The sequence below is a fragment of the Pseudoalteromonas sp. 20-92 genome, assembly GCF_030847595.1.
Taxonomy (GTDB): domain Bacteria; phylum Pseudomonadota; class Gammaproteobacteria; order Enterobacterales; family Alteromonadaceae; genus Pseudoalteromonas; species Pseudoalteromonas fuliginea.
On sequence record NZ_JANJGQ010000004.1, the window covers coordinates 49,463 to 74,836 of the forward strand.

Consider the following 25,374-nt stretch of genomic DNA (forward strand, 5'->3'; position numbering starts at 1 on the left):
AAAATACTGTGAGTTTAGACAAATTTAAAATCGCAATGCAGTACGCAATGCCAAAACATTTTATTTCACGTGTAGTAGGCAAATTAGCTGCTGCTAAAGCGGGCGCATTAACAACCACATTAATTAAACTATTTATTAAGCAATACAAAATAGATATGAGCGAAGCGAAATATTCAGACCCTGCTCATTATAAAAGCTTTAATGAATTTTTTACTCGCCCTTTAAAAGACGGCATGCGCCCAATGGTAGAAGATAGCAATATCATCATTCATCCAGTGGATGGCGCAATCAGCCAGCTAGGCGATATTGTTGACGGACAGCTAATACAAGCTAAAGGTCACGATTACAGCTTACAAGCGCTATTAGGCGGCTCACAAAATGATACAACACCATTTTTAGGCGGTAAGTTTGCCACTATTTATTTAGCACCTAAAGATTACCACCGTATTCATATGCCAGTTGATGGCACACTAAGCAAAATGATTTACGTGCCAGGTGATTTATTTTCAGTAAACCCACTTACCGCGCAAAACGTGCCTAACTTGTTTGCACGTAACGAACGTGTTGTAGCAATTTTTGAAACTGAGATTGGTCCGCTTGCTATGGTACTTGTTGGCGCAACAATTGTAGCCAGCATTGAAACTATTTGGGCAGGTACTGTCACGCCACCAGCTGGTAGCGATGTATTTAGTTGGAAATACCCAACCACTGGCGATAACGCTATCACGCTTAAAAAGGGTGAAGAAATGGGTCGCTTTAAATTAGGCTCTACTGTGGTACTTGCATGGGGTGCTGATAAAGCTGAAATACTGGATGACCAACTACCAGAAGTGGTTACTCGCTTAGGTACTGCGTTTGCAAAAATTAACGAATAAAATCAATCGTTAATTCGGAATCAAAAAAACCGCGTTTAATTAACGCGGTTTTTTATTTCTGTAGACGTAGAGCTTGCTCACGTTAAAAGCGTCAGCTTTTGGTTTATAAGTAATTGTAGGCTATAGCGTTTATATTTTTATGGACTTCGCCCATAACGCCAGCAAACTGTGCGTCTACAGTTTGGTGCAAAAATTTTGATGTGTTGTAGACGTAGAGCTTGCTCACGTTAAAAGCGTCAGCTTTTGGTTTATATGTTATTGCAGGCTGCACCGTTTATATTTTTATGGGCTTTGCCCATCACGCCAGCAAGCTGTGCGTCTACAAGTTTAGTACATAAGTTTGATATGTTGTAGACGTAGAGCTTTCTCACGTTAAAAGCGTCAGCTTTTGGTTTATATGTTATTGCAGGCTGCACCATTTATATTTTTATGGGCTTTGCCCATCACGCCAGCAAATTGTGCGCCTACAATTCTGGCGCAGAAGTTTGATATGTTGTAGGCGTAGAGCTTGCTCACGTTAAAAGCGTCAGCTTTTGGTTTATGTGTTATTGCAGGCTGCACCGTTTATATTTTTATAGGCTTTGCCCATCACGCCAGCAAGCTGTGCGTCTACAAGTTTAGTACAGAAGTTTGATATGTTGTAGGCGTAGAGCTTGCTCACGCGAGAAGCGAAGCTTCTAATTACTTAACTTAGAACGGTTATAAACCATCAACTAAAACTTTTACTTCACACCACACTCTTTACAGTCTGAATCTTTGACTACTTTGAAATGCAGTTGCTTTAAAGTAAGCGCATCAAAAGTTATAAATTCCCCCCCCTTTGAATGCCCCAATAACAAGTTAAGCGTAAGTTGCGCCTGCATAGAGCCTATTACACCAAGTAGCGGGCTAATTACTCCTGCGTTACTGCAATTTATAACGGGTGTAGCTTCACTTTGTGGAAAAACACAGCCATAGCACGGGCTATCACTTTGCCTAAAATCAAAGCCCATTAACTGCCCTTTAGTTGCCAATGCAGCACCCGAAATTAACGGTGTTTTGTTGCTAATACAATAACGATTAACGCAATAGCGAGTGCTAAAGTTATCAGAGCAATCAAGTACGATGTCAGCACCTTTTAGCATGTTAGCTGCATTACTCTCATCTAACTTTTGGCAATGCGTTACTATTTCTATTTGATTATTAAGACTCGCTAATACTTTACCTGCGGCGGCGACCTTGTTTTGCCCTAAGTGATTTATTTTATAAAGCACTTGGCGCTGTAAATTTGAAAGCTCAACCTCGTCATCGTCAATTAAAATAAGCGTTCCAACACCCGCAGCAGCTAAATATAAAAGTGCAGGACTACCTAACCCACCAACCCCCACGACTGCAACCGTTGAGGATTTAAGTGCCAACTGCCCTTCAAGCCCTACTTCTTCAAGCAATAAATGGCGACTGTAACGTAGGGTTTCTTTATCGCTTAGCTCATTCACTTTTACTGACCTTTGTGAGTATTAATCTGCAGTACTTATGGCTACTTGCAGAGCGTTTATAGCCTCTACGTAATTATCAGCCTCGGTAATCGCACGTACTACGGCAACGCTGTCTACGCCAGTTTTCGCTACCTGCTCAGCACGGCTTAAATCAATACCGCCTATTGCCACTGTTGGGTAGCTTTGCATAAGCGGTACAAATTTAATGAGCTTTTCAAGACCTTGTATTTGACCTGTCATGTCTTTAGTGGTGGTTGGGTAAATAGCACCAAATGCCATGTAACTAGGGCGATAATTATGCGCACGCAGCATTTCATAAAAGCCATGGGTAGAAAGCCCAAGCCTTAACCCAGCGTCTTTAATTGCTGCTAAATTAGCAATGTCTAAATCCTCTTGCCCTAAATGCACACCATACGCACCATGCTTAATAGATAACTGCCAGTAGTCGTTTATAAATACCTGTGCGTTGTATTGCTTGCCCAGCTCAACAGCGTGCTTAATGAGCTCATCAAGTTCGTCTTGCGTTTTATTTTTAACGCGTAACTGCGCTGTTTTAATGCCTTGTTGTAAGCATTTTTCTAGCCAATCAGCACTATCTACAACCGCATATAAGCCAAGCGATTTACTTTCACAAGGTGCAAAATCAGCGGCCATATTAAAATCAAGCGGCACATCAAAATCTAGTTCATCGCCCAGCCAGCTACCTGGCTCAATTACTTGTGGGTAGTCGGCTAAATTAGTGGGAAACGAGGTTTGAGCAACCGGTCCAATCCCCTCGCCGTACCGAACAGACTGTTTTAGCCCTTGGTTTATATATGCTTTAGCTAAAATAAAAGCATCTTTTAATGGGTAGTCTTTAGCTAAACACGCAGCAATGACCGAAGCCATGCTACATCCGGTGCCGTGGTTATGCGGTGTTTGTATTTTTTGGTTGCCTAACCAGTATTCTTCACCATTTTGCATATTACTATCAATACAATAATCAATGCAGTAGCCACTTGGGTAATCCCAATGTCCGCCTTTAATAACAACGGCTTTAGCGCCCCAGCTTAATAACTTATTAGCCGCTTCTTTTATTGCTGCCGGGCCAATTAAATACACACCGGTTAATAACTGTGTTTCGTGTGTGTTTGGAGTTATTACATCCACCAGCGGCAGTAAACATTCTTTTATTGCGCTTACCGTGTCTTCTTCTGTTAGTAAGTCACCGCTTGAGGCAATAGCGACAGGGTCATATACAATAACGGGAGGCACAGGCCATTTAGCTTTATAATGACTTATATGCTCGCTGATTAACTGAATTTGCTGCACGTTGGCTAACATGCCAATTTTTATCACTTTGGCTTTCATGTCTTTTTCAAGTGCAAGTAACTGCGATTCAATAATATCGGTAGACACTGCATTAATAGCCTCTACACCTAAACTATTTTGCGCAGTCAATGCTGTAATAGCAGTACACCCATGTACACCAAAACTTTGCATTGCTTTTATGTCTGCTTGAATGCCTGCACCGCCGCCCGAATCAGATCCGGCAATTGTCCATACTACATTATTCATATTTGTCTCCTCACAGCGATTACATTGAACTAATGAAGCTATTTAATTAGATAGAATGCTCATGTTTTTAATAAAACAGCTATTTTTCTTGATGCCAAAATGGCATACCCATTGTTGGGGTTGATGGGGCTGCAACGTCTTTTTCCGGCATTGCTTTTGCTTGATATGCAAAGCGTCCTGCTTCAACTGCGGCTTTAAATGCGCGGCTCATAGTAATTGGGCAGCCCGCCCCTGCAATGGCTGAATTTAATAATACCGCATCATACCCCATTTCGAGTGCTTGGCAGGCATGCGATGGCAAACCTAAACCTGCATCTACTATTAATGTGGTATCGGGTAAACGCTCTCGGATAGTTTTTAAATTATAACTATTTAACAAGCCTTTACCGGTGCCTATTGGCGCACCCCACGGCATAAGCACCTCACACCCGAGCTCATTTAAGCGCTGACAAAGTACTAAGTCGTCGGTGCAATAAGGCAATACTTTAAAGCCATCATTAATTAATATTTTTGTGGCTTCAAGTAGCGCAAAAGGGTCAGGCTGTAAATTGTAATCATCGCCAATCAGCTCTAGCTTAATCCAGTCGGTGGCAAATACCTCTCGGCACATTTTTGCAAGCGTTATAGCTTCTTTAACGCTGTGGCACCCTGCGGTATTAGGGAGTATTTTTAAACCTGTATTTTTTATTAACTGCCAAAAGTCATCACCCGCTGCTGCACTTTGTTGGCGCCTAAGCGACACAGTTACAATTTCAGCGCCTGAGGCGACTATCGATTGGGTCATAATGTCGGGCGACGGATAAAGCGCAGAGCCGATTAATAAGCGGCTATTTATTTGCTCTCCATAAATAGTTAAACAATCTTTAGTTTGCATAAGCCTTATCCGCCTTGAATGGGCGACAATAGCTCAATATTGTCGTCTTCATTTAATACATAGTTACTGTGCTGACTTTGTGAAATAAATTCGCCATTAATGGCAACCGCATAAGGTGGTGTGGCACCAAAATCCTGCAAACAGCTAATTAACTTATTACTTTTTATTGTGAGCACATTGCCATTAATTGTAATGTTCATTTTATTCTCACTCTATTCGTGAAATTACTTCTGCTACTAATGCTGGCGCCAACATATAACCATGGCGATACAATCCATTAATGCTAATTACATTGCCAACTTGTGATACTTCTGGGCGGTTATCGCTAAATGCGGGGCGTAATCCGGTTTGAATATTAAGTAGTCGTGCTTCGGCAAACCCGCTGTGTACAGTATAAGCCGCTGAAAGTAACTCAAGAGTTGAGCGCACGGTTGCGGCACCATTGTCTTGTGACTCTATTTCAGTCGCACCTATTACATATTCATTATTAGGTTTAGGCGCTATATAAATTGGATAACGCGGGTGCATTAAACGCACTGGTCGCGTTAAACTTACCTCTGGTGCATATAACCTTGCTACCTCGCCACGCACACCTCTAAGCGGTTTATCACTTTGAGTATTTTTAGCACCAAGCCCACGGCAATCTATAATGTAATCAAATGGTCGATTGTTTATTTTGTTGTCGCTAATGGTTACGCGCTGATTAAATACAAATTTTACTTTGCGTTTATTGAGCTGTGTAAAACTGGCTTTATAAAATGCTTGGTTATCTATTTGCCCCTCGCAGGGTAAAAATAGACCTTGATTAAAACGCCCTGCAAGTTCAGGTTCAAGCATTGTAATTTGTTGAGTATTCACATGCTCAGCAGTATAACCAGCTAACGGTTTTATACGTTGCGCAAAGCTTTGTAAATCGCCTTTATCTTGCTGATGCGCAATGACCAAAGTGCCTTGCTGCTGAAAAAAAACGTCACTTTCAAGCTCTGCAATAATGCCGGGCCAACGCTTCATTGAATCAAGACCCATTAAAGCTAAATCAGCCTCACATAACACCGACTCAGCAAGCGGGGCGAGCATTGCCGCAGCTACTTTGCCGGCGCTATTTGGGGTTTGCTCGTCGTCTGCTTCAAACACCGTTACATGATGCAACTTACTTAGCTCAAGGGCAGCTAAGCGCCCTGCTAAACCAAAACCCACCACAGCAATGTTATAAAACATAAAACCTCCAAAAGCAGTTATTAGTAGGTGCGAACTCACTCGCACTTCTTCAATGTTTAAAGAAGCGAGGTATAAAACCTCACCTACGTCTGCATCTAACTTCTAGCGATAATTACTTTATACCGCTTTATGGTAAATCTCTGAGCCTGTTTGCTTAAACTCAGCTGACTTAGCTTTCATTTCGGCTTCTACATCAACCATTTTTATTTTAATAGCGTCGCCAGCGTTATTAGGATCAATACCGCGTGTCTCTAAATCTTTAGCGTAATCGCGTACTTCTTGGCTAATTTTCATAGAACAAAATTTAGGTCCACACATGGAGCAAAAGTGAGCCACTTTACCTGATTCTTGCGGAAGGGTTTCGTCGTGGTACTCGCGGGCTCGATCTGGATCTAAACCAATATTAAATTGGTCATGCCATCTAAATTCAAAGCGCGCTTTTGATAAGGCGTTATCGCGCTCTTGCGCACCAGGGTGCCCTTTTGCTAAATCGGCAGCATGTGCTGCAATTTTGTAGGTGATTAAGCCTTCTTTAACATCTTCTTTATTTGGCAGACCTAAATGCTCTTTAGGTGTTACATAGCAAAGCATTGCGCAGCCGTACCATGCTATTTGAGCAGCACCAATGCCTGAAGTGATATGATCGTATCCTGGTGCAATATCGGTCGTTAGTGGACCTAATGTATAAAATGGCGCTTCGTCGCAATGCTTTAATTGCTCGTCCATATTGGCTTTAATCATGTGCATTGGCACATGCCCTGGGCCTTCAATAAATACTTGTACGTCGTGCTTCCACGCAATTTTAGTCAGTTCACCTAATGTGCGCAGCTCACTAAACTGCGCTTCATCGTTGGCATCAGCAATAGAGCCTGGACGAAGGCCATCACCGAGTGAAAAACACACATCGTATTGTTTTAAAATTTCGCAAATGTCTTCAAAGTGCGTGTATAAAAAGTTTTCTTTGTGATGCGCTAAACACCACTTAGCCATAATTGAGCCACCGCGCGACACAATACCGGTTACACGTTTAGCGGTCATTGGTACATAACGCAGTAATACACCCGCATGAATAGTAAAGTAATCAACACCCTGCTCGGCTTGCTCAATTAGCGTATCGCGAAAAATTTCCCACGTTAAATCCTCAGCCACACCGTTTACTTTTTCAAGCGCTTGATAAATCGGTACTGTGCCAATAGGTACAGGCGAATTACGCACAACCCATTCGCGCGTTTCGTGAATGTAACGACCCGTTGATAAGTCCATCACGGTGTCTGCCCCCCAGCGAGTAGACCACACCATTTTTTCTACTTCTTCTTCAATAGATGAGCTGACCGACGAGTTACCAATGTTGGCGTTAACTTTAACTAAAAAGTTACGACCTACAATCATAGGCTCTGTTTCTGGATGGTTTATATTATTTGGTAAAATAGCGCGACCACGGGCTATTTCGTCACGTACAAATTCTGGGGTAATAAATTCAGGAATACTCGCGCCAAACGACTCGCCTTTATGCTGCGCGGCAAGTAATTCTTTACGAATTTCTGCACGTCCCATATTTTCGCGAACGGCTACGTATTCCATTTCAGGAGTAATAATCCCTTGGCGTGCGTAGTGCATTTGCGTTACGTTTTTACCAGCGACACCACGGCGAATTTTTGGCAAGTGATCAAAGCGAATATGATCCAGCCCTTCATCTGCCATGCGCTGCTGCGAAAACTGCGACGTCACTGATTCTAAAATTTCAGTGTCACCACGGTTTTCAATCCATTGTTCACGAAATTTTGGTAAGCCTTTACGCACGTCTAGTTCAAAATTAGGATCGGTATACGGGCCCGAAGTATCGTAAACGCGAAGCGGATCGTTTGACTCATAAACAGGGTTTTCATCTGTACCGCCAATAAACGTATCACTTAACGTGATTTCACGCATACCAACGCGCACGCCTGGTTGAGTACCTTCAACGTATACTTTATGAGAATTTGGGAACGGTTGACCCGTTAAGTTATAAATATATTCAGACGCGGCAGCGCGAGTTTCTCGGCGTGACGCTTTATTTGTAGTATTTGACATGACTTGCCTCATTGCTTAAGGGTTGTCTTGTCAGATATTCCGAGGAATAGAGAAAGATCGTAAAGTAGCGTACATGCTACTTTGCAGCCTAAAAAAACAAAATCACTTTATTGTGCGCATAAAAAAAGACGCACAAGCGTCCTATTTTAGGCAGCTTGTTCCCTACGCAGGTATTAACCTGATCAGGTTCACGGATCCCGCTTTCGCGATCTCAGCCACAAACTAATTACTTAGCTTTGGCACTCCGACAAGTATTGATATATAAATTTTGTTCGTTGATTTGATATATTATTCATCAAATCTGCGCTGAGTGTACGTCAGTTAAAAACTGCCCGCAAGGGGCTGTTTTTCAAAAACTTAAAATTATTTAGGGATAAACACAAATGTTTGCTCGCCTTGCATGACTAATTGCTGGTTTTGCATTTTAAGCTCTGCGCCTTGATTTAAGGCTTGTAATAACTGCTGCTCAAACTCATCAAGTTCTTTTCCGCACGACTTGCGCGTCATACCTAATTTACTTACGGTAAGATTACTTTCTTCAAGCGAGCCCTCACCAAAAAATTTGTTACAGCCAGCAAAACCATTTACTTGCAGCGCTTCAATAAAGCTCATTGATGCGTTAAAAGAAGGTGGAATTGCTAAACCATCAACATGTGATAATTGCCATTGGGTGTATTTTAGCTGCTCACTGGTAACCGTCCCTGTCGATGCGCAACCAACACATAAACCGATTATAAGCATCGGTATTGCTGCTAATTTCATGCTACTACTAACTAATTGTCTAATTACTGTAATAATAACAATATTTATGCGATTTATCCGTTAAAAATGCATGTTTAAAATGTAAATTTTTGTTCTATGATAGTTCAAAAGTTACGCTACTACGCACTAAGTTGTAGTTTTGAATACATTATCTATTTGCTCAGGCAAAAATGGGCGGCCTTTTTCATTAACCGACGTTCCTATTATTAGTGCATTGAGCATTACTTTTTCATCGTATTTACGAACAACCGTTTGCTTAAAAGCAAATTTAAGGCGACTTATGCGCTGCGGCTTTACAGCCACATAAAACTCATCACCCGGTAAGAGCGAATGCTTATAATCCATTTCGCTGCGCATCACGACTAGATTAATTTTATCTTTTGCTAACTGAGCAAAATCAATACCATTTGCGTATAAAAATTCGTGGCGAGCGTGCTCCAAATAATTAAAATACACACTGTTATTTACAATGCCTTGTAAGTCACATTCGTAATCACGCACTTTAAAGTCAACTTTAAAGGTCATATTAATAATCCTAATTATTTAACGTATAATTGCCGAGTTTATAGCACATGTGCTCAAATAATTGCTACCATACGAGTCCCTAAAATGGAGTTAAGTAACCTAATGAACTTACGTTTGTCTTTAATTACCGCAGCACTTTTACCGCTGCTTGGTGCACCACTTGCAGCTAACGCTGACGATAGCAACCTAGAAAGAATTGTTGTAACTGGCGATTTTCAACGCGAAAGCATTCAAACCTTAAGCGCAAGCGCAAGCTTATTCAGCGAAGAAGAAATTAATCTACGTGGTGCAAGTTACTTAGACGAAATGTTAGGCAGTGCCGCCAATGTAAATTTTGCATCTGGAGCGTCGCGTGGTCGTTACATCCAAATTCGTGGCGTGGGACTTCGCTCACAATTTGTAGACCCTATTAATCCATCTGTAGGCTTAGTTATTGATGGTATTAACTATTCTGGTCTTGGTGGCAGCTCATTATTATTTGATATAGACCAAGTAGAAATTTATCGTGGCCCACAAGGTACACGCTTTGGCGCAGACGGTATGGCCGGTATGATCCAAATGGGTTCAGCTAAAGCCACGAGCGATCCAAGTTTAAAATTACAAGTAGGTGCTGGCACGTACAACACCCGCGAAGCAGGTATTGCAGCAAGCACTGGTTTAACAGATGACACTAGCGCACGCGTTAGCTACTTTCGCAGAAAGTCAGACGGTTACGTAGATAACTTGTACTTAAATGACGAAACACAAAATCAAGACGAACAAGTAGCCCGCTTTAAAATAAACAGTCAGCTTACAAAGCATTTAAATACTGAGTTAAACCTTCACTATATTGACATAAACAATGGTTACGATGCGTTTACGCTTGATAACAGCCGCAATAGTGTTGCCGATGAACCAGGCCAAGATAATCAAGAAAGCTACGCTATAGGTGTCAAGAATACTTACACGGGTTTTGACGCTTTTGATGTAAATCTAAACCTATCGGCTATTGATACCGAATTACTTTACAGCTTTGACGAAGACTGGGTATGTAACGACTCAAGTGAGCCAAAGTTATGTGCTGCTGGCTTACATCCAGATGGATACAGCTATGAAGACGCTTACTATCGCGATCGTGATGATAGAGCAGCTGAATTACAGCTCAGTGGAAAATTAAAAAATTGGGTCTTGGGGGCATATTACCAAGTGCGTGATGTAGACCTTGACCGTCAACGTAGAAAATTTTCTGAATACCAAACCTTTAATTCTCGATATGAAGTAAGTAATACTGCGATTTATGGCCAAGTAGAGACATCAATTGGTCCAAAAACTACATTAATTACTGGTTTACGTGTAGAGCAATACCAAGGTGACTACACCGATAGCAATGGCTTTATAGAAGATACTGACGATGTAATGGTTGGCGGTAAAATTGCGCTAGAGTATCAGGTAATTGATCGTACGATGATCTACACCAGCATTACGCGTGGCTACAAAGCTGGCGGTATTAATTCAGAAGCACTGGCTAAAGCAAAAGATGAAGGCTTAAACCTAAGCGCTGATTTTCTCCAGCAGCACACCAGCTTCGACCCTGAATATTTATGGAGTGGCGAATTTGGTGTTAAAGGTTCATCGCTTGATGACAAATTTACACTTCGCTTAGCCGCATTTTACATGCATCGTGACAACATGCAGTTAAAAGGATGGTTAATAGAAGATCAACAATTTACCAGCTATGTTGATAACGCAAGTTCTGGCAGCAATTACGGACTAGAAGTTGAAGGTAGTTACCAACTAACCGATAACCTGTTTTTAACAGGTAGTGCTGGTTACTTAAATACTGAAATAGACGATTTTGTTGCTAGATCTAATATCTATCAAGCCCCTTTAAACCAAGATGGTCGTGAGCAAGCACAGTCACCTAAATACCAGTATGCTTTTACTGCTCGCTATAACTTTACAAGTGAGCTTTACGGTATGATTGGTGTTGAAGGTAAGGACGATTACTACTTCTCAGATAGTCATAACTCACAAGCGCCAAGCAGCAACTTAGTTAATTTAAGCTTTGGCTACGAAGCAGACATGTGGGCAGTTCGCGCATGGGCTCGTAACGTGTTTGACGAGACAGTCCCTACACGTGGTTTTGAGTTTGGTAACGATCCACAAGATGGTTACGCAACGCATACCTACACACAATTAGGTGAGCCTCGTGTTGCAGGTGTTACGTTTACACTTAATCTGTAAAGCACAGCCGTTGGCTTTCAAATGAAAGCTTTCTGCAAGCAAATAAAAACACCGCGTTTAAATTAAACGCGGTGTTTTTATTTGTAAGTGAGGTTTTATACCTCACTTTTTATAAAGTTAAATTACATGAGCGCGAAATAAATTCGCACCTACAGGTTTGGCGTATGGGGTTGATGTTTATTGTAGGTGAGGTTTCATACCTCGCTTATTTATAAAGTTAAATTACATGAGCGCGAAATAAATTCGCACCTACAGGCTTGATGTTTATTTGTAGGTGAGGTCCTACAGGCTTGATGTTTATTTGTAGGTGAGGTTTTATACCTCGCTTTTTTATAAAGTTAAATTACATGAGCGCCAAATAAATTCACACCTACAGGTCAAGCATCACACTCTTTGCATATCAAACATAAATAATAATAAAATGTGTTGTAGACGTAGAGCTTGCTCACGTGAGAAGCGAAGCTTCTTATTACTTTAAACTAACCAAATAAAAAGACCTTAAAGCTTCGCTTTAACGCGCCAGCAAGCTGTGCGCCCACAAGTCCAGCATTACGCTCTTTGCACATCAAACGCGATTACGTCTTTAATTTTTTCTTTATTTGTTGCGAGCATTACAAGCCTATCTATACCCAAAGCAACCCCTGCGCATTGTGGTAATCCATGCTCCAGCGCTTTAATTAAACGTGTATCCATTGGTACTTGTTTCAAACCGTTTACAGCGCGGTATGCGTTATCTTCATTAAAACGTTTAGCTTGCTCACTAGCATTTGTGAGTTCGTTAAAACCATTCGCTAATTCCATATTTTTATAATAAAGCTCAAAGCGTCCTGCTACACGTGTATCGTGTTCACAAATTTGTGCCAGTGCCGCTTGAGAAGCTGGAAAATGATAAACAAAACACGGTTTTTCTTGTCCTATTGTTGGCTCCACTTTCATACAAAATAATAATTGCAGTAAGGTATCTTTATGCGTTTCATTTTGGGCTATATCAGCAAACCCCTGCTTACACGCTAGTTGCTTTAATTGCTCTATGCTTGCTGTTAAAGGATCGAGGCCGAGTGCTTGTTCAAACGCTTGCTGATAAGTAAGTCTAGTTGCAGGCTCGACACCTAAAACAAGTTGCATTAACTCATCCATTTCATCCATAAGTGTAAATTCATCAAAGCCTGGGCGATACCATTCCAGCATAGTAAATTCAGGATTATGATGGCTACCCGCTTCTTCATTTCTAAATGCTTTACAAAGCTGAAAAATAGCGCCTGAGCCTGCTGCTAACAAGCGTTTCATGGCAAACTCTGGAGATGTTTGTAAAAACAGAGGAAGCCCACCAGCATGCCCTGGACCTACAAATTTGGTATTAAAACTAGCTAAGTGCACATCGGTTACACTGGCAGCACTTAAGCTTGGCGTTTCTACTTCTAAAACATCACGTACATAAAAAAAATCACGGATGCTACGTAATATCGATGCGCGTTGTTTTAGTGTTTCAATGCTTGCGCTTGGGGTCCAAAGATCTGCTGACATATTTTCTCCAAAAAAAATCCCAGCGTAAGCTGGGATTTTATAAACAATGTTAAAGCTTACTTAACACGGCTTACGTATTCACCGTTACGAGTGTCTACTTTAATTACTTCGCCAATTTGTACGAATAATGGAACTCGTACTACAGCGCCTGTGCTAAGCGTTGCTGGTTTACCACCAGTACCCGCTGTATCACCCTTAAGGCCAGGATCTGTTTCAGTGATCTCAAGCTCAACAAAGTTAGGTGGTGTAACAGCAATAGGGCTGCCGTTCCATAATGTGATTGTACATAAATCATTTTCAACTAACCATTTTACTGAATCGCCTAGTGCTTTTTCGTCAGCAGCAATTTGCTCAAATGTTTCGTTGTTCATGAAATGCCAAAATTCGCCATCTGTATATAGATACGCTAAATCAGTATCCATTACATCAGCACCTTCAACTGATTCACCCGATTTAAAGGTTTTTTCAAGCACCTTACCAGAGATAAGTTTACGGATACGAACACGGTTGAACGCCTGGCCTTTACCAGGTTTTACCATTTCATTTTCTAAGATACTGCAAGGCTCGCCGTCCATCATAATTTTTAGGCCGCCCTTGAACTCGTTGGTGCTATAATTCGCCATCGTTTCCTCTATTTATATTTTTTCGAGTAATCTACATGCCAATGATACAAAGAAATGAAGCAAATTTGCATAAAAACTGGCAAAAAGAATTAGCAAATGTAGTTACCTGCCCAAAGACCTTGCTTGAAATGGTCGGTTTATCGAGCCAAGTCCATGAAAACGACCTAAAAGCCCGTAGTTTATTTCCGGTACGCGTGCCTATCCCTTTTATAAAAAAAATACGCAAAGGCGATCCAAACGATCCTCTTTTGCTACAAGTAATGCCACGCCATCAAGAATTTTTGACTAAATCGGGTTTTAATAAAGATCCCCTACTTGAGCAAGACAACGACCAACCAGGCCTTTTACATAAGTATAAATCACGTGTTTTGGTGATGTTTAAAACCGGCTGTGCAGTAAATTGTCGTTACTGCTTTAGAAGGCATTTTCCGTATCAAGAAAACCAACTTAATAAAAAAAGTCTGCTTGAAACACTAAGCTACATAAAATCAGATGCTGATATAAACGAAGTGATTTTAAGTGGCGGCGATCCACTTATGGCCAAAGATGATGCAATAAGCTGGTTTTTAGATGAGCTTGAGCAATTACCACAAATTAAACGAATGCGAATTCATAGCCGCTTGCCAGTAGTTATACCGGCGCGAGTTACCAATGAGTTATGTGAGCGATTAGCAAAATCGCCATTAAAAATCATTTTTATTAATCACATAAACCACGCAAACGAAATAGATTCCGATTTTAAAGCAGCTATGCAAAAGCTTAAACAAGCAAACGTAACGCTTTTAAACCAAGCTGTAATTTTAAAAGATGTGAACGATACGCTCGATGCGCAAATAAATTTAAGCGAAGCGTTATTTGACGCAGACGTATTACCGTATTATTTGTATTTGCTAGATAAAGTTGAAGGGGCCAGCCACTTTGATATTAACGAAGAAGACGCAATAAAAATAATGGCAGAGCTATTAAAAGCTCTGCCTGGATTTTTAGTGCCTAAGTTAGTTAGAGAAATAGGTGGTCAAAAAAGCAAAACACCTATCGATCTTAAGCTAATTTAAACGTATATATTTACGTTATTACCCAATGATGCCGTTACCGACTTAGCCGGTGTTTGTGCACTTGACGATTGTGCAGCACCTTCAATAAGTGCAAGTGCTGCGGCACCATCTGCTAGTTGCTGCTTTTTAGATAAAGCAGCGCTATAAAGCTCACTGCCTTGGCCTGAGCCGGAAACAGCGGGTAAACTTGTGCCTGATATATTCATATAACAAACCTGACTTTTAAATGTAATCCAAGTATTATGTCGGCCATGCAGTACAAAGCTTTAGGAAAACCATGGATTCAATTATTGAACAACTCAATACTAATTTAAAAATTGTTTATCGTCAGGCGCTTGATGCCGACAAAAAACTCGATGAATTACAGCAGCAAGGCCATGGCAAATTTAAAGCCTTATTTGCACAAGATGCTGGATTTAGCTTTGAAGCTAAACGTTTTAAGCCTTATGTTCTTGACGTAGCCGCTGACGTTGAAAGCTTATCTAACGATGGTTTTGATGAAGAAAAACTTAAAACTACCGTTATTAAGTTACAGCAAATACTCACGCTGTTAGCTACTTTTAAGTAAAACTTAAAAATAGAAATGCCGCTATTTAGCGGCATTTTTATTTTAAGTTAATCTAAAATTGGTAATATTTGTTCACCAAACCACTGCGTTAATAAGCGTTTTTCGTAATAAAATGATTCTTCGCGGCCCATTTTAATTTTATCCATAAAGCCCATATCTTTAAGCTCTACATCACTGCCTTTATTAAGTACGCTACCATCTTTATCTGTTAACGAATAATTGAGCTTAATGCGCGGAAAATAGATTGGTTTTACTACACGTATTTCATCCATACCGCCGTATCGCACATCACCGGCTAAATCTAAATCAGTGAACTCTACGTTTAATTTATAACCTTTTGGTAGCTGCTCAGCAAGCTTAGCCATATGTTTTTCAAAGCTACTTGCAATGTGTTTATGATACGACCCTCTGGCTTGATTCGACGCTCGTACATCACGATAATCGTTAAAGTCATGCCATTTAACAATAGACTCCCCAGCATGAGCAAATACAGGGAGTGCTATACACATTGTCATTGCTATTTTCTTAACTGAATTCATATCGTTCTCCAAAAAGGTGTACCAATTACAATAGAGTGAATTGCAATAAGCCCAGTATTCATACCTAAATTACCAATGGCATATTAACAGTCATTCATTAACTATAACTTAACCATACCTTTTAAATCTTTGACAGTATTTTGTCGCTTGCGGCTTCAATTAAATCAAGCACATTTTCAAAGCCATCATCACCGCCGTAATAAGGATCGGGAATCGCACTAACGCTCTGTTCACCAAACTCTAAAAACAACGCTAATTTGTACTGTAAATACTCAGGGCATTGCGCTGTTAAATCAGCTAAGTTTTGCGTATCGGCCGCTAAAATTAAATCAAATTCAGTAAAATCGCTTGTGCGTACTTTACGCGAATAAATACCTTTAAAACTATAACCACGTTTTTCGCCTGCAGCCATTGAGCGACTATCAGACGTTTTACCTTCGTGGTAACCAATAGTCCCTGCCGAATCAACTTTAACGTTAACGCCTAGCTTTTTAGCTCGGGCTTTTAATACCGCCTCTGCGGTTGGCGAGCGGCAAATATTACCTAAACAAACAACTAATATTTTTTTCATTAGACACTCCTTTAAACATTAAAAACTAAAACTGTTTTAAAATACTTGCGTCATAATCTTCAACGTTGAGCGTTACGTTATGTTGCGCTGCAACAGATTCAAGCTCAGCTTGTTTAATGGCTAAATCGTCCATGGTGATTAGATTATCGTCTAGCTGCCACAATAACCGAGAGCCCGCGTAACTATAATGAATCGCTAATAACGCATCGGCATTGCCTTCACGGCCAGCGGCTTTTAACTTAGCCATTTTACGGGTTATTTTATTAAGTGCTTTTTTAAGTTCCCACACATAAACAACTTCAGTCATAAAGCTATGTGTACGGTATTTATGAAGTAACCACCCAAGCCCAACGCTTGTAATAGCAACACCTATTAAGTTCCAATGAAAGTGGCTACCACTTTCATCAGGAAATAAAGCAATCAGCGTTTGCGATATAGCCAAGCTGCCTACAGCCAAACCAATACCGCATCCTGCAATAACACGGTTTAAATGTTTACGGTAACGCGCTTTATTTATTTCAATGAGTTGCATAACAGCCTAAAAAGTTAATAAGTAAAAGAATGCGAATGGCTATTGTAACTAAACCCCAGATTTTTTATAAAATTATTTCACCCCTTTTTGATTTGCCACCCGTTATAGCTTTGAAAACACCCTAATGCGTTAATTTGGAGCGGCTTATGCACACACTTGAAGTACCTAACAACCCAGTATTTATTAAAACATCGACCGCCGTTATTGGCGGCGCCGCAATGACCTTTGCAGCTTTTGCGTTTATGCAATATTTAATAAGTGGCGAGCAACGCGCACCGGTTAAACCAGGGGGCGATATTATAGTAGAGATTTTTCAGGCACCTGAGGATTCAAAAGTCAGGCATATACAAAAAATACAGCCGCCACCGCCAATGCCTAAAGTGCCGCCAAAAGCACCACCGCTTGATACATCAGCCGATCCTGTGTTGGCAATTAGCGACTTTACGCCAGTTACAATTGATGATTTTGGTGACGACATTAACAACACCATTAATCGCCCTACAGGGGATGCAACACCCATAGTGCGCATAAACCCTAAATACCCAACCACAGCCGCGCGCGATGGTATTGAAGGTTGGGTGCAACTAAGCTTTAGTATTTCGCCAACGGGGGAAGTAATCGACCCAGTAGTTATTAACGCCGAGCCAAAACGTACCTTTGACCGCGAAGCAATAAGAGCCATTAAACGCTGGAAATATCGCCCCAAAGTAATTGAAGGTGTGGCACAATTACAAACTGGTCAAACCGTACAACTCGATTTTAAATTAGATAACTCTATTTAACGGACTAAACGCCTATGCTACTAAGTATTAAGTCATGGTTATTTGAAACGCCAAGCAAGGACTGCATGGCAAGTTACGCAAAAAGTGGCGACAATCGTTACTTAGAGCAGCTTATTGCCCTCTACAGTAACGACTTATACCACTACCTTGTTACGCAATCTAATACGCATTTAGCATACGACATAAGCCAACAAACATGGCTAAAAGTAATCGAAAAACGCCACCTTTACCAAGCGCAAACCACACCTAAAGCGTGGTTGTTTAAACTTGCCCGCAACACACTCATTGACGAATACCGCAGGCAACAGCACTTTGTAGAGCTTGACGAAAATACGTATTTAGCAGCACAAAATGATAAGAGCGAAAGCGACTTAAATAGTGGTGACTTAACTAGTGGAGACTCGCATATAGGCAGCTCAAACATAAGTTATGACGCGTTCGACGCTGCGCTAAAACAACTTACCTTTGTACAGCGTGAAGCCATAACATTGCAACAAGAAGGCTTTTCGCTCACCGACATAGAGCTTATAACGCAAAGCAACCTTGAGACCATTAAAACAAGGCTGCGCTATGCCAAACAAAACCTTAAACGTTTATTAGGAGCAAACAATGAACAAGCCTGATGAGCCGCTTGATCAAAAGCTCACACAACATTACAAAGAGCGAAAAGCGCGCACTACACTTACAAGCACTCAGCAAAAAGCGCTACTTAATAAAGCCACGCACACAAAGCCTAAAAAGTTCGGCTTTACGTTGCAGCTAACCAGCCTTGCCTGCGCACTGGGTGTGTTCGCCTTTATTGTATTTGATAATAACAACGTAATAAATACAGAGCCTAAAACCGTATTTAACACTATAGACATTCACGACTATTCATTTATAAAAACCCACGAAATAAATCAAGCAGGTAGCTACGCAAGCTCCATCACAGAACAAAAACACGCACTCGACAGCCAATTAGCTAACGATTTACGCCGTCACCAACAGCGCCACATAGAATACGGTACGCTCGTAAAGGTAGATAACGACTGGTACATAGCCAGTTGTAATGACGAGGTACTGGTGCAAATTAAGCAGTCACTGCTCAATGATTTAAAAGGAAGGCACGCAGTTGAAAGCGATATAAACATGGGTGATATGTTAGCAATGGCGCATAATGGTAAAGGGCAGATTATAGCGCTTAAACATGCGGGCGCTGGGGTTAAGCAATGTGGGGCTTAGGTGGTTTGCCTCAGTTAAGATTGGTGGTAATTTAGATAAATTACCACCGAGAACACAGAGGCGCTTCGCGCTGCACAGAGATAGTTAACTATCGCCCATGTAATCTAATGGTGAGGAAAGCTCTATAAAATCACGATATTGTTCTTTCGTAATTTTGTTGTATTCATCTTTGATATAAATATAGTCAAGCCATAATAAAGTAACTTCTGGAGAAGTTTCTCTTTTATCCTGTGCTAACGCCTCTTCTGCGTATTGCAGTTCCGTTAAATCATCATCACTAGAAAAAGTAAAATAGAAATCATCTACATGTAAATCAAAGATTTTACAAAAGGTATTCTCAATAAATTTAGATAGTGGAATAGGATAATTTCCCTCAAAGTACTTATTATATTTAGGAACGAAGCGGCCGTTATGGAATTGAGAGGTGTATGACTGTGGATCAATAAAATAGATTAACTCGGCTGATAAATACTCTTTTGATATATCCTTTTGTAAGAAGTCAGCTAGGCTAATATCTATGATCTTATTTTCATTACCTCGTTCTGTTCTTTTGAACCTACCATTTATCATCTCATCATAAAGTGGGTGGTCTTTTTCATAGATACAAAACAAAATAGCGAGCACAAGCACATCTACTTTTTTACCATTTGGTAAATTTACAATAATGGCAGTAATGCGTTCAGTAATTTGAATGGCTGTTCTAGGCGGCACTTGGAACGCATCTAAAACAACTGAGATATTAGCTAAAGCGGTTTCCGGTGTTTCTGTGCGGGGGAGTAGCTCAATATCTTTACTTTCTAAGTACCCAGATTCAAATTTAGTTGTATCACTATGTACTGATAAAAAATCCTTTAAAACAGGTCGTTTTAAGCTATAGCGGCTATTAAAAAAACGGCCTAGGTAAATCTTAGCATCAAAGCCTTCACCATAAATTGATTTGATTGTATGTTGGAGTTGTTCTGTATCTGTTGCTACAACAAATACAATACCTTTAACATCAAAAATATGTTTAATCGTCTCTAACATTTCTACTGCATAACTTGGGCGACAACGATCTAATTCATCAATAAAAATAAATATGGGTAACGACTTACCTTCCTGCTTTTCAAACTTACTGACCCAATCAGCTAACTTAGACTTTATTACTTCAATACTCTTATTTTTAGCTTCATGATCTTTAATTAAGTTTTGTGCAAGCGCCTTTACTGCCGGTGAAAAGTCGTTGCCCGTCAGCTTATTAGAATTTTGATTTTGGTCATTTTCAATTTCTTCATCAGAAAATAGTAATGTGTGTAGTTCATCTAAATCGATACCAGATATCTTTTTAGTTAAACCTTGTGCAATAGCAGGTGCAACAGCCTTAAACATTGAAACGGCGCTTTTAGGTATTGTTATATTAAACTTAGCCTGAAGTTGAAGCTGCTTTATAATACCTGCAATTACAGTTAAAAATGGGTCGTCTGAATAGTCTTGCTGCCATGCATCAATATATACAACAGGAAAATCTACTATTAATTCTCGTGACCAACGCTTAAGAAAATAGGTTTTACCTGCCCCCCATTCAGCATTTAAGTTTAATACATAGTTTTTCTTTTGTTCATCATCAGGCCTGCTTTCGTCAAACCCCTCTTGAGCCAATAGCCTTGATAAGAAGGTGGCGTAGCGAGCACGATCTAATTTATCTGCAGGAAAATACTCTTCTAATGGAGGCTTAGTTGCTTTACTCCAATTGAATTCTTTCATTTAATTCCTTTTAAATAATACTTTTTTATATAGTGCCACATATCAATAAGTAAACGTGAGTTCTGTGCAATTTTTTAATTATTCACTCTATTTTTTTCAAGCTAACGCCCGACGCGCTAGCAAGCTATGCGCCTACAGAAAATATACATATACTTGGCTTTATGGGTGCAAACTACATTGGAGATTCGTTGGGTTTCGTGCTGCTCAATCTACGTATGTTAAAAGTATCAGACCGTTATCAAATAAGCTGGCGATAGCCGTGTTTTAACACCGGTAAGTAAGGCCTCCCAATGCAATAGAAAATACGTCGCCGCTCATAGATAAGATTACAAAAAGGGATCCATGGCAACACCTCTTGGCTGCAGCTCTATACGTCACAAAATCTAAAATAAAGTTTTTAAATACTCCAAGTAAAAAACTAAACCTTAGAGCAGTGATTTGAATTGAAACTCAATACTTCTCAATTCAATACTCACTAATAATCTCGTATATAGCGATAATCAAATTCAGTACTATCTAATACTATACAATGATCATTAAAGTCGTCGCTGTTCATACTCTGTATGTCAATAATAACCGATTGCTCTTCTATATTTTTAGCAAAGCTCATTAGAAGCTGTTTGCCTCTCTTCGCATCAATTAGACAGCCAAATTCATAAATACTATAAAGCATAGCAAATTCATCACCTGCTTTTTCGGCTTGTAATAATAAAGCCTGGCCTTTTTCGTTATTAAGTATTTTTCCTAAAATAAATTGTGCGCGCGGGTTTTTCTTTTCATTAGCTAGGTAACGTAATATTACTAAAGCTTGGAAGCTATCTTGCGGGTAGGCTCCTTTATAATATCCTCGCTCATCGAAGTGTCTTCCTGACTGATACGCATAAGCATATGTTAATGCTTTTTTGGTGCTCATAGAGGCGAGGTTTTCATTACTTGTTTCAATATGCTTACTGCGAAATTCAGCGGCACGCTGCTGATGTTGTTGTACCTCAATATCAATATGCTGCTGTTGCTGAAAAATAACGATACCTATTGCCGTAATAAAACCTGCAACAAGCGTTAAAACACTAACGACAGGAAGTACAATGAACCATCTATTTTTTAGCTTTTTTTGTTTTTGATAATCGCCAGATTCAAATAATTTATCAAATTCTTTATGGTCGTGCATTGATACATTAATGCGTGATATGTAAGCAGCTCCCCATGCGCCAAAAATATAAACCCCAACTAAAATAACCGCTAAAACGCCACCAACAAGAATAATCTGCAAATCCCACGCTACAAATACAATACAAGCATGAGCAATTAAACCTATTAGCGAAAATAAACGCTCGTATCCTCGACCATGAAACCGTACAGCTGCACCAACTAATGCACCACTAATGAGTAACATCACAGGACCTGCAGCTGGTTTTAACTCAAACAGAAATGCCCATAGAACTAAAATAGGAACACTCCAGAATGCAGCACCTAAAGCAGCTGAAAGTGCATTTTGTTTTGATATTTTTTGAAGTGCACTCTGTTTAGAATCTAGATCCATTTTCATTATTAGCCTTATTATTTTTTTAATTAATCATAATACAACTCGATATCAGTTTCAGCATTACTTGCTTACTGCATGAATTAAAAGAGTAAAGAATTGTTAAAAATAATTTTTAAGCTCACAATAACAAAAATACACTTTTTATTAGTTTGCTTGTGACTTAAAGTCCCTCAAATCAAAATGAATAGTCCTTTTTAAGAAGGCATAGGGCGGATTTTGTTTTATACATAACTAAAACACAGGTGTCATGCTTAATACTATGATTCTGAAATCAGTAGTTGATGCGTAACCTAGTGCGTAAATACTAAATCTAACTTTTCGGGCTAACGCCCGACGCGCTAGCAAGCTATGCGCCTACAAAAGATATACATATACTTAGCTTTATAGGTGCAAACCGCATTGTAGAACAGTTCGGTTTCGTGTCACTCAACCCAACCTATGTACGCTTTTTTTAAACAAAAAAACCTACGGTTAAGCAGGCTTTTAACTATGTAAAAATCGTATTTTTTAATACAAACATACTTGTTACTAAGTACGCTAAAAACGTAAGATCGTAATCAAATAGCGTTATCTGATAATTTTCGGCTTAACGCTACTCACGTCTAAATGAATCGTCATTTCTACATTTTCAGGTTCTACCGCAACATCACTTAAACCTGTTCTAGTAAAATATTCTTCAAAGTTTTGCTGATATTTAGCCGAAAACTGCGTATACGCGGAAATAAATACACTCAACTTTTTAGCTATTATTGGGTAGGTTGCGGCAAGTTCCCGCAATTTTTCAGGTTCAGTAAAGGCAAATTCGGCGTAAGTATTAAAATCATTACCCATAGATGTTTTACCATAATCAGATAAAAAGCCCGCGCTATAATCTGGCGCTAACTCATCTTTTGTAAGTGCCTCAAAATTTGATGCCGCAGCCTTCCAATCTCTATTTAATAAACTTTGCCATGTCATTACGCTAAATGGTGAGTTATTAAATATGAGTGAACTAAGTTCATGATGTACTCCACGATACGCATTTTCATAGTTAGCTTTTGTTCCATTCCATTGTGCAACATTAGATAAAGCTATCCATCTAGAACCATAAGTTCCGCCAGCAGCAGCTCCTTCAATAGTTATAGCGCCTACAATATAAATAGTATCAATTACTTCAGAAATAAATCCTTCTGGGTAAACTCCCAAGGCAGACTCAATCCCATCAAGAGTTTCAGCAGCACTATCTAAAGAGGTTATAGTCACTTCAACATTGACTAAACTTCCCTCTTCTTCGGTAAAATCTTTTGGATAAGATTGCTTTGAATCATCTATTTTTATATTGAGCTGGTATGTTTTACCCAATCGTTCTGCTTGCTCCGTTTCACTTTCTAGGTAAGAGCATGCGTTCAAAAACAATAAAAAACTAAAAAGGACAAAAGCTTTATTTTTCATTTAAACAATCCTTGTTTTGTGCCCTAAAAAAGCCTGCATATTTGCAGGCTTTCAAGGCATTTTATAAATAATTAAAACTCAGTATTTACAACACACTTTTATAGGACGTTTTTATAACACAAGTATGCTTGTTACTAAGTACGCTATAAACGTCAATGCACCGCCAAATAAGGCGTACGGTAGCTGCGTTTTAACGTGGGTGAGTAAGTCACACCCTGATGCAATAGCTGATACAGCGCTGGTGTCGGATATAGGCGAGCAGTGATCGCCAAATATACCACCACCCAAAATAGCACCAACAACAAGCGACGGTGGTAAACCTAGCGCTTGAATAAGTGGCACGCCAATTGGGATTAATATGGCAAACGTGCCCCACGATGTACCCGTAGTAAACGACATAACTGCGCCGGTTAAAAACAGCACCGGTACTATTAAGTAAATAGGTAAATAGTCGCCAACAAGTGACGCTACAAATACACCAGTACCCAACTCTTTTAAGCTTGCGCCAAGTGTAAGCGAAAGCAGTACAATGGCGACCAGTGGCATTAATTCGCCCATACCTTTAAAACCGGTATCAACTAATTGATGATGGGTAAATTTACGTGAGCCAATCATTAAAAAGTAAGCGACAACAATGGCTAAAACCGTTGCATATAATACTGATTTAGAGCCGCTGCCCTCGGCTAATACACCATTACCGGTGTAGTACATAAAGCCAACCATGCTGGTAATAAGCGTAATAAGCGGGATTAACATGTAACGCGCTTTAGAGCCTTTTACTTCTTCTTTTAAGTCAGTTGTTTGAAGCTCTAGTTTTTCTTCGGCTTCTTTCATTGGGCCATGCACTTTATCAAACGCGATGGTATAAAAAACAATGGCAAGGGTAATTATGGCGTAAAAGTTATACCCTACGCTGCCCCATAACACCGATACCGCCGACTCACCTAGCTCGTAGTTACCTAACAAACCAAGTACAAACGCACCCCAGCCATTAAGCAGAATTAAAATACACACTGGCGCACTGGTGCTATCAATAATGTACGCTAGACGCGCTCGGCTCATTTTAAATTTGTCGAATAAGCCACGCGATAAAATCCCTGAGGTAAGTACGCTCAAGTTAGATTCTATAAACACCGCAATGCCGGTAAACATAGTTAAAAAGCCCACTTGGCGCTTACTTTTTGCAATACCTTTGTTCATTAACATATTAACCGTTGCTGCAACGCCGCCAGATTCGCGAATGTAGGCAAGCAAGGCACCAATTAAAATACTAAATATTAATATGCGTGTATTACCTGGCGAGCTGGCAACCGAAATAATACGTTCTATGGTATTTAAAAAAGTGTCAAACAAGCTATTACCTTCGCCCTGAAAGGCGAGTAAAAACTCAGAAGAAGCAACAGCAACAAGTAGCGCCATAATCACTTCTTTTCGCCAAAACACGATAGCAATCGCAATTAGCGGCGGTAAAATAGAATACCAATGCATAAAAAGTTAACCTTAATTATTAGCGAGTAAACCTCGCTTTGTACGCGTTTTAACGCTTATTTGTTAAGCCTAACAACATAAACCGGCTTAGTTTTATAGACCGCTTAGCTTAATGGATTGGCTTACTCAAGTCACCTGTAAATAAATCACTTAAGGTGGCACAGTTAGTACGTTT

General features: G+C 39.9%; 25 protein-coding genes and 1 riboswitch. Of the genes, 7 read left to right on the top strand and 18 right to left on the bottom strand.

Features of this window, described 5'->3' with window-relative positions:
* Positions 1-8: 8 nt before the first annotated feature.
* Positions 9-875, top strand: coding sequence for an archaetidylserine decarboxylase (gene asd / locus NRL14_RS05485; protein ID WP_306724170.1), 867 nt, complete (start codon positions 9-11; stop codon positions 873-875).
* 722 nt (positions 876-1,597) lie between these two features.
* On the opposite strand, the gene NRL14_RS05490 is transcribed toward asd, so the two are convergent.
* The 8 genes from NRL14_RS05490 to NRL14_RS05525 all read right to left on the bottom strand — a co-directional run bounded on the left by NRL14_RS05490 (position 1,598) and on the right by NRL14_RS05525 (position 9,356).
* Positions 1,598-2,350: a HesA/MoeB/ThiF family protein gene (locus NRL14_RS05490; RefSeq protein WP_306724171.1), complete on the bottom strand. Its 753-nt coding sequence runs from the start codon at positions 2,348-2,350 to the stop codon at positions 1,598-1,600.
* A gap of 21 nt (positions 2,351-2,371) precedes the next feature.
* A complete protein-coding gene (thiE, locus tag NRL14_RS05495; protein WP_306724172.1) occupies positions 2,372-3,907 on the bottom strand; it encodes a thiamine phosphate synthase in 1,536 nt (511 codons plus the stop codon).
* A gap of 79 nt (positions 3,908-3,986) precedes the next feature.
* Entirely contained in the window at positions 3,987-4,781 is a 795-nt protein-coding gene (locus NRL14_RS05500) for a thiazole synthase (RefSeq protein WP_306724173.1), read from the bottom strand.
* Between the two features lie 5 nt (positions 4,782-4,786).
* Entirely contained in the window at positions 4,787-4,981 is a 195-nt protein-coding gene (thiS, locus tag NRL14_RS05505; RefSeq protein ID WP_306724174.1) for a sulfur carrier protein ThiS, read from the bottom strand.
* Positions 4,982-4,988: 7 nt separating this feature from the next.
* Positions 4,989-5,999 carry an FAD-dependent oxidoreductase gene (locus NRL14_RS05510; RefSeq protein WP_306724175.1) on the bottom strand — a complete coding sequence of 337 codons (1,011 nt, stop codon included), beginning with the start codon at positions 5,997-5,999 and terminating at the stop codon, positions 4,989-4,991.
* 117 nt (positions 6,000-6,116) lie between these two features.
* Positions 6,117-8,069, bottom strand: coding sequence for a phosphomethylpyrimidine synthase ThiC (gene thiC / locus NRL14_RS05515; protein WP_306724176.1), 1,953 nt, complete (start codon positions 8,067-8,069; stop codon positions 6,117-6,119).
* Positions 8,070-8,211: 142 nt separating this feature from the next.
* A riboswitch (TPP riboswitch) is annotated at positions 8,212-8,326 on the bottom strand.
* A 106-nt stretch (positions 8,327-8,432) separates the two neighbouring features.
* The gene (locus tag NRL14_RS05520) at positions 8,433-8,831 is read right to left on the bottom strand and encodes an META domain-containing protein (protein WP_306724177.1); all 399 of its coding nucleotides are present in this window, start codon (positions 8,829-8,831) and stop codon (positions 8,433-8,435) included.
* 126 nt (positions 8,832-8,957) lie between these two features.
* Positions 8,958-9,356, bottom strand: a complete 399-nt coding sequence (locus NRL14_RS05525) for a thioesterase family protein (protein ID WP_306724178.1) — start codon at positions 9,354-9,356, stop codon at positions 8,958-8,960.
* 84 nt (positions 9,357-9,440) lie between these two features.
* Between NRL14_RS05525 and NRL14_RS05530 the strand changes: the two genes are divergently transcribed.
* A complete protein-coding gene (locus NRL14_RS05530) occupies positions 9,441-11,579 on the top strand; it encodes a TonB-dependent receptor (RefSeq protein WP_306724179.1) in 2,139 nt (712 codons plus the stop codon).
* Between the two features lie 549 nt (positions 11,580-12,128).
* On the opposite strand, the gene epmA is transcribed toward NRL14_RS05530, so the two are convergent.
* Both epmA and efp read right to left on the bottom strand, forming a co-directional pair.
* Positions 12,129-13,103, bottom strand: a complete 975-nt coding sequence (epmA, locus tag NRL14_RS05535) for an elongation factor P--(R)-beta-lysine ligase (RefSeq protein ID WP_306724180.1) — start codon at positions 13,101-13,103, stop codon at positions 12,129-12,131.
* 56 nt (positions 13,104-13,159) lie between these two features.
* Positions 13,160-13,726, bottom strand: a complete 567-nt coding sequence (efp, locus tag NRL14_RS05540) for an elongation factor P (RefSeq protein ID WP_010555265.1) — start codon at positions 13,724-13,726, stop codon at positions 13,160-13,162.
* A gap of 41 nt (positions 13,727-13,767) precedes the next feature.
* Between efp and epmB the strand changes: the two genes are divergently transcribed.
* On the top strand, positions 13,768-14,781 hold the full coding sequence (gene epmB / locus NRL14_RS05545; RefSeq protein WP_306724277.1) for an EF-P beta-lysylation protein EpmB: 1,014 nt from the start codon (positions 13,768-13,770) through the stop codon (positions 14,779-14,781).
* Here the strand turns inward: epmB and NRL14_RS05550 are convergent.
* Positions 14,778-14,987, bottom strand: a complete 210-nt coding sequence (locus tag NRL14_RS05550; RefSeq protein ID WP_002960797.1) for a hypothetical protein — start codon at positions 14,985-14,987, stop codon at positions 14,778-14,780. The two genes, epmB and NRL14_RS05550, sit on opposite strands and share 4 nt — an antisense overlap.
* 71 nt (positions 14,988-15,058) lie before the next feature.
* Between NRL14_RS05550 and NRL14_RS05555 the strand changes: the two genes are divergently transcribed.
* Positions 15,059-15,349 (top strand): hypothetical protein, encoded by a 291-nt coding sequence (locus NRL14_RS05555; protein WP_002960798.1) that lies wholly within the window; start codon positions 15,059-15,061, stop codon positions 15,347-15,349.
* A gap of 47 nt (positions 15,350-15,396) precedes the next feature.
* Here the strand turns inward: NRL14_RS05555 and NRL14_RS05560 are convergent, their stop codons facing one another.
* The 3 genes from NRL14_RS05560 to NRL14_RS05570 form a co-directional block, all read right to left on the bottom strand.
* A complete protein-coding gene (locus NRL14_RS05560) occupies positions 15,397-15,888 on the bottom strand; it encodes a DUF3016 domain-containing protein (protein WP_306724181.1) in 492 nt (163 codons plus the stop codon).
* Between the two features lie 121 nt (positions 15,889-16,009).
* Positions 16,010-16,459 carry a low molecular weight protein-tyrosine-phosphatase gene (locus NRL14_RS05565; RefSeq protein WP_306724182.1) on the bottom strand — a complete coding sequence of 150 codons (450 nt, stop codon included), beginning with the start codon at positions 16,457-16,459 and terminating at the stop codon, positions 16,010-16,012.
* A 25-nt stretch (positions 16,460-16,484) separates the two neighbouring features.
* Entirely contained in the window at positions 16,485-16,991 is a 507-nt protein-coding gene (locus NRL14_RS05570) for a DUF3087 domain-containing protein (protein ID WP_306724183.1), read from the bottom strand.
* A gap of 146 nt (positions 16,992-17,137) precedes the next feature.
* Here NRL14_RS05570 and NRL14_RS05575 point away from each other — a divergent pair, with 146 nt between their 5' ends.
* The 3 genes from NRL14_RS05575 to NRL14_RS05585 are packed head-to-tail and all read left to right on the top strand — an operon-like array spanning position 17,138 to position 18,994.
* Positions 17,138-17,773 (top strand): energy transducer TonB, encoded by a 636-nt coding sequence (locus NRL14_RS05575; RefSeq protein WP_306724184.1) that lies wholly within the window; start codon positions 17,138-17,140, stop codon positions 17,771-17,773.
* Between the two features lie 14 nt (positions 17,774-17,787).
* Complete coding sequence (locus NRL14_RS05580; RefSeq protein ID WP_306724185.1) at positions 17,788-18,396, top strand: sigma-70 family RNA polymerase sigma factor; 609 nt, start codon at positions 17,788-17,790, stop codon at positions 18,394-18,396.
* Complete coding sequence (locus NRL14_RS05585; RefSeq protein ID WP_306724186.1) at positions 18,383-18,994, top strand: hypothetical protein; 612 nt, start codon at positions 18,383-18,385, stop codon at positions 18,992-18,994. The genes NRL14_RS05580 and NRL14_RS05585 overlap by 14 nt, the downstream gene beginning before the upstream one ends.
* Positions 18,995-19,078: 84 nt before the next feature.
* On the opposite strand, the gene NRL14_RS05590 is transcribed toward NRL14_RS05585, so the two are convergent.
* The 4 genes from NRL14_RS05590 to NRL14_RS05605 form a co-directional block, all read right to left on the bottom strand.
* Complete coding sequence (locus NRL14_RS05590) at positions 19,079-20,737, bottom strand: P-loop NTPase fold protein (RefSeq protein ID WP_306724187.1); 1,659 nt, start codon at positions 20,735-20,737, stop codon at positions 19,079-19,081.
* A 475-nt stretch (positions 20,738-21,212) separates the two neighbouring features.
* The gene (locus NRL14_RS05595) at positions 21,213-22,283 is read right to left on the bottom strand and encodes a hypothetical protein (protein WP_306724188.1); all 1,071 of its coding nucleotides are present in this window, start codon (positions 22,281-22,283) and stop codon (positions 21,213-21,215) included.
* 564 nt (positions 22,284-22,847) lie between these two features.
* The gene (locus NRL14_RS05600; protein ID WP_306724189.1) at positions 22,848-23,711 is read right to left on the bottom strand and encodes a hypothetical protein; all 864 of its coding nucleotides are present in this window, start codon (positions 23,709-23,711) and stop codon (positions 22,848-22,850) included.
* A 111-nt stretch (positions 23,712-23,822) separates the two neighbouring features.
* Complete coding sequence (locus tag NRL14_RS05605; RefSeq protein WP_306724190.1) at positions 23,823-25,199, bottom strand: Na+/H+ antiporter NhaC family protein; 1,377 nt, start codon at positions 25,197-25,199, stop codon at positions 23,823-23,825.
* Between the last annotated feature and the right edge of the window lie 175 nt (positions 25,200-25,374).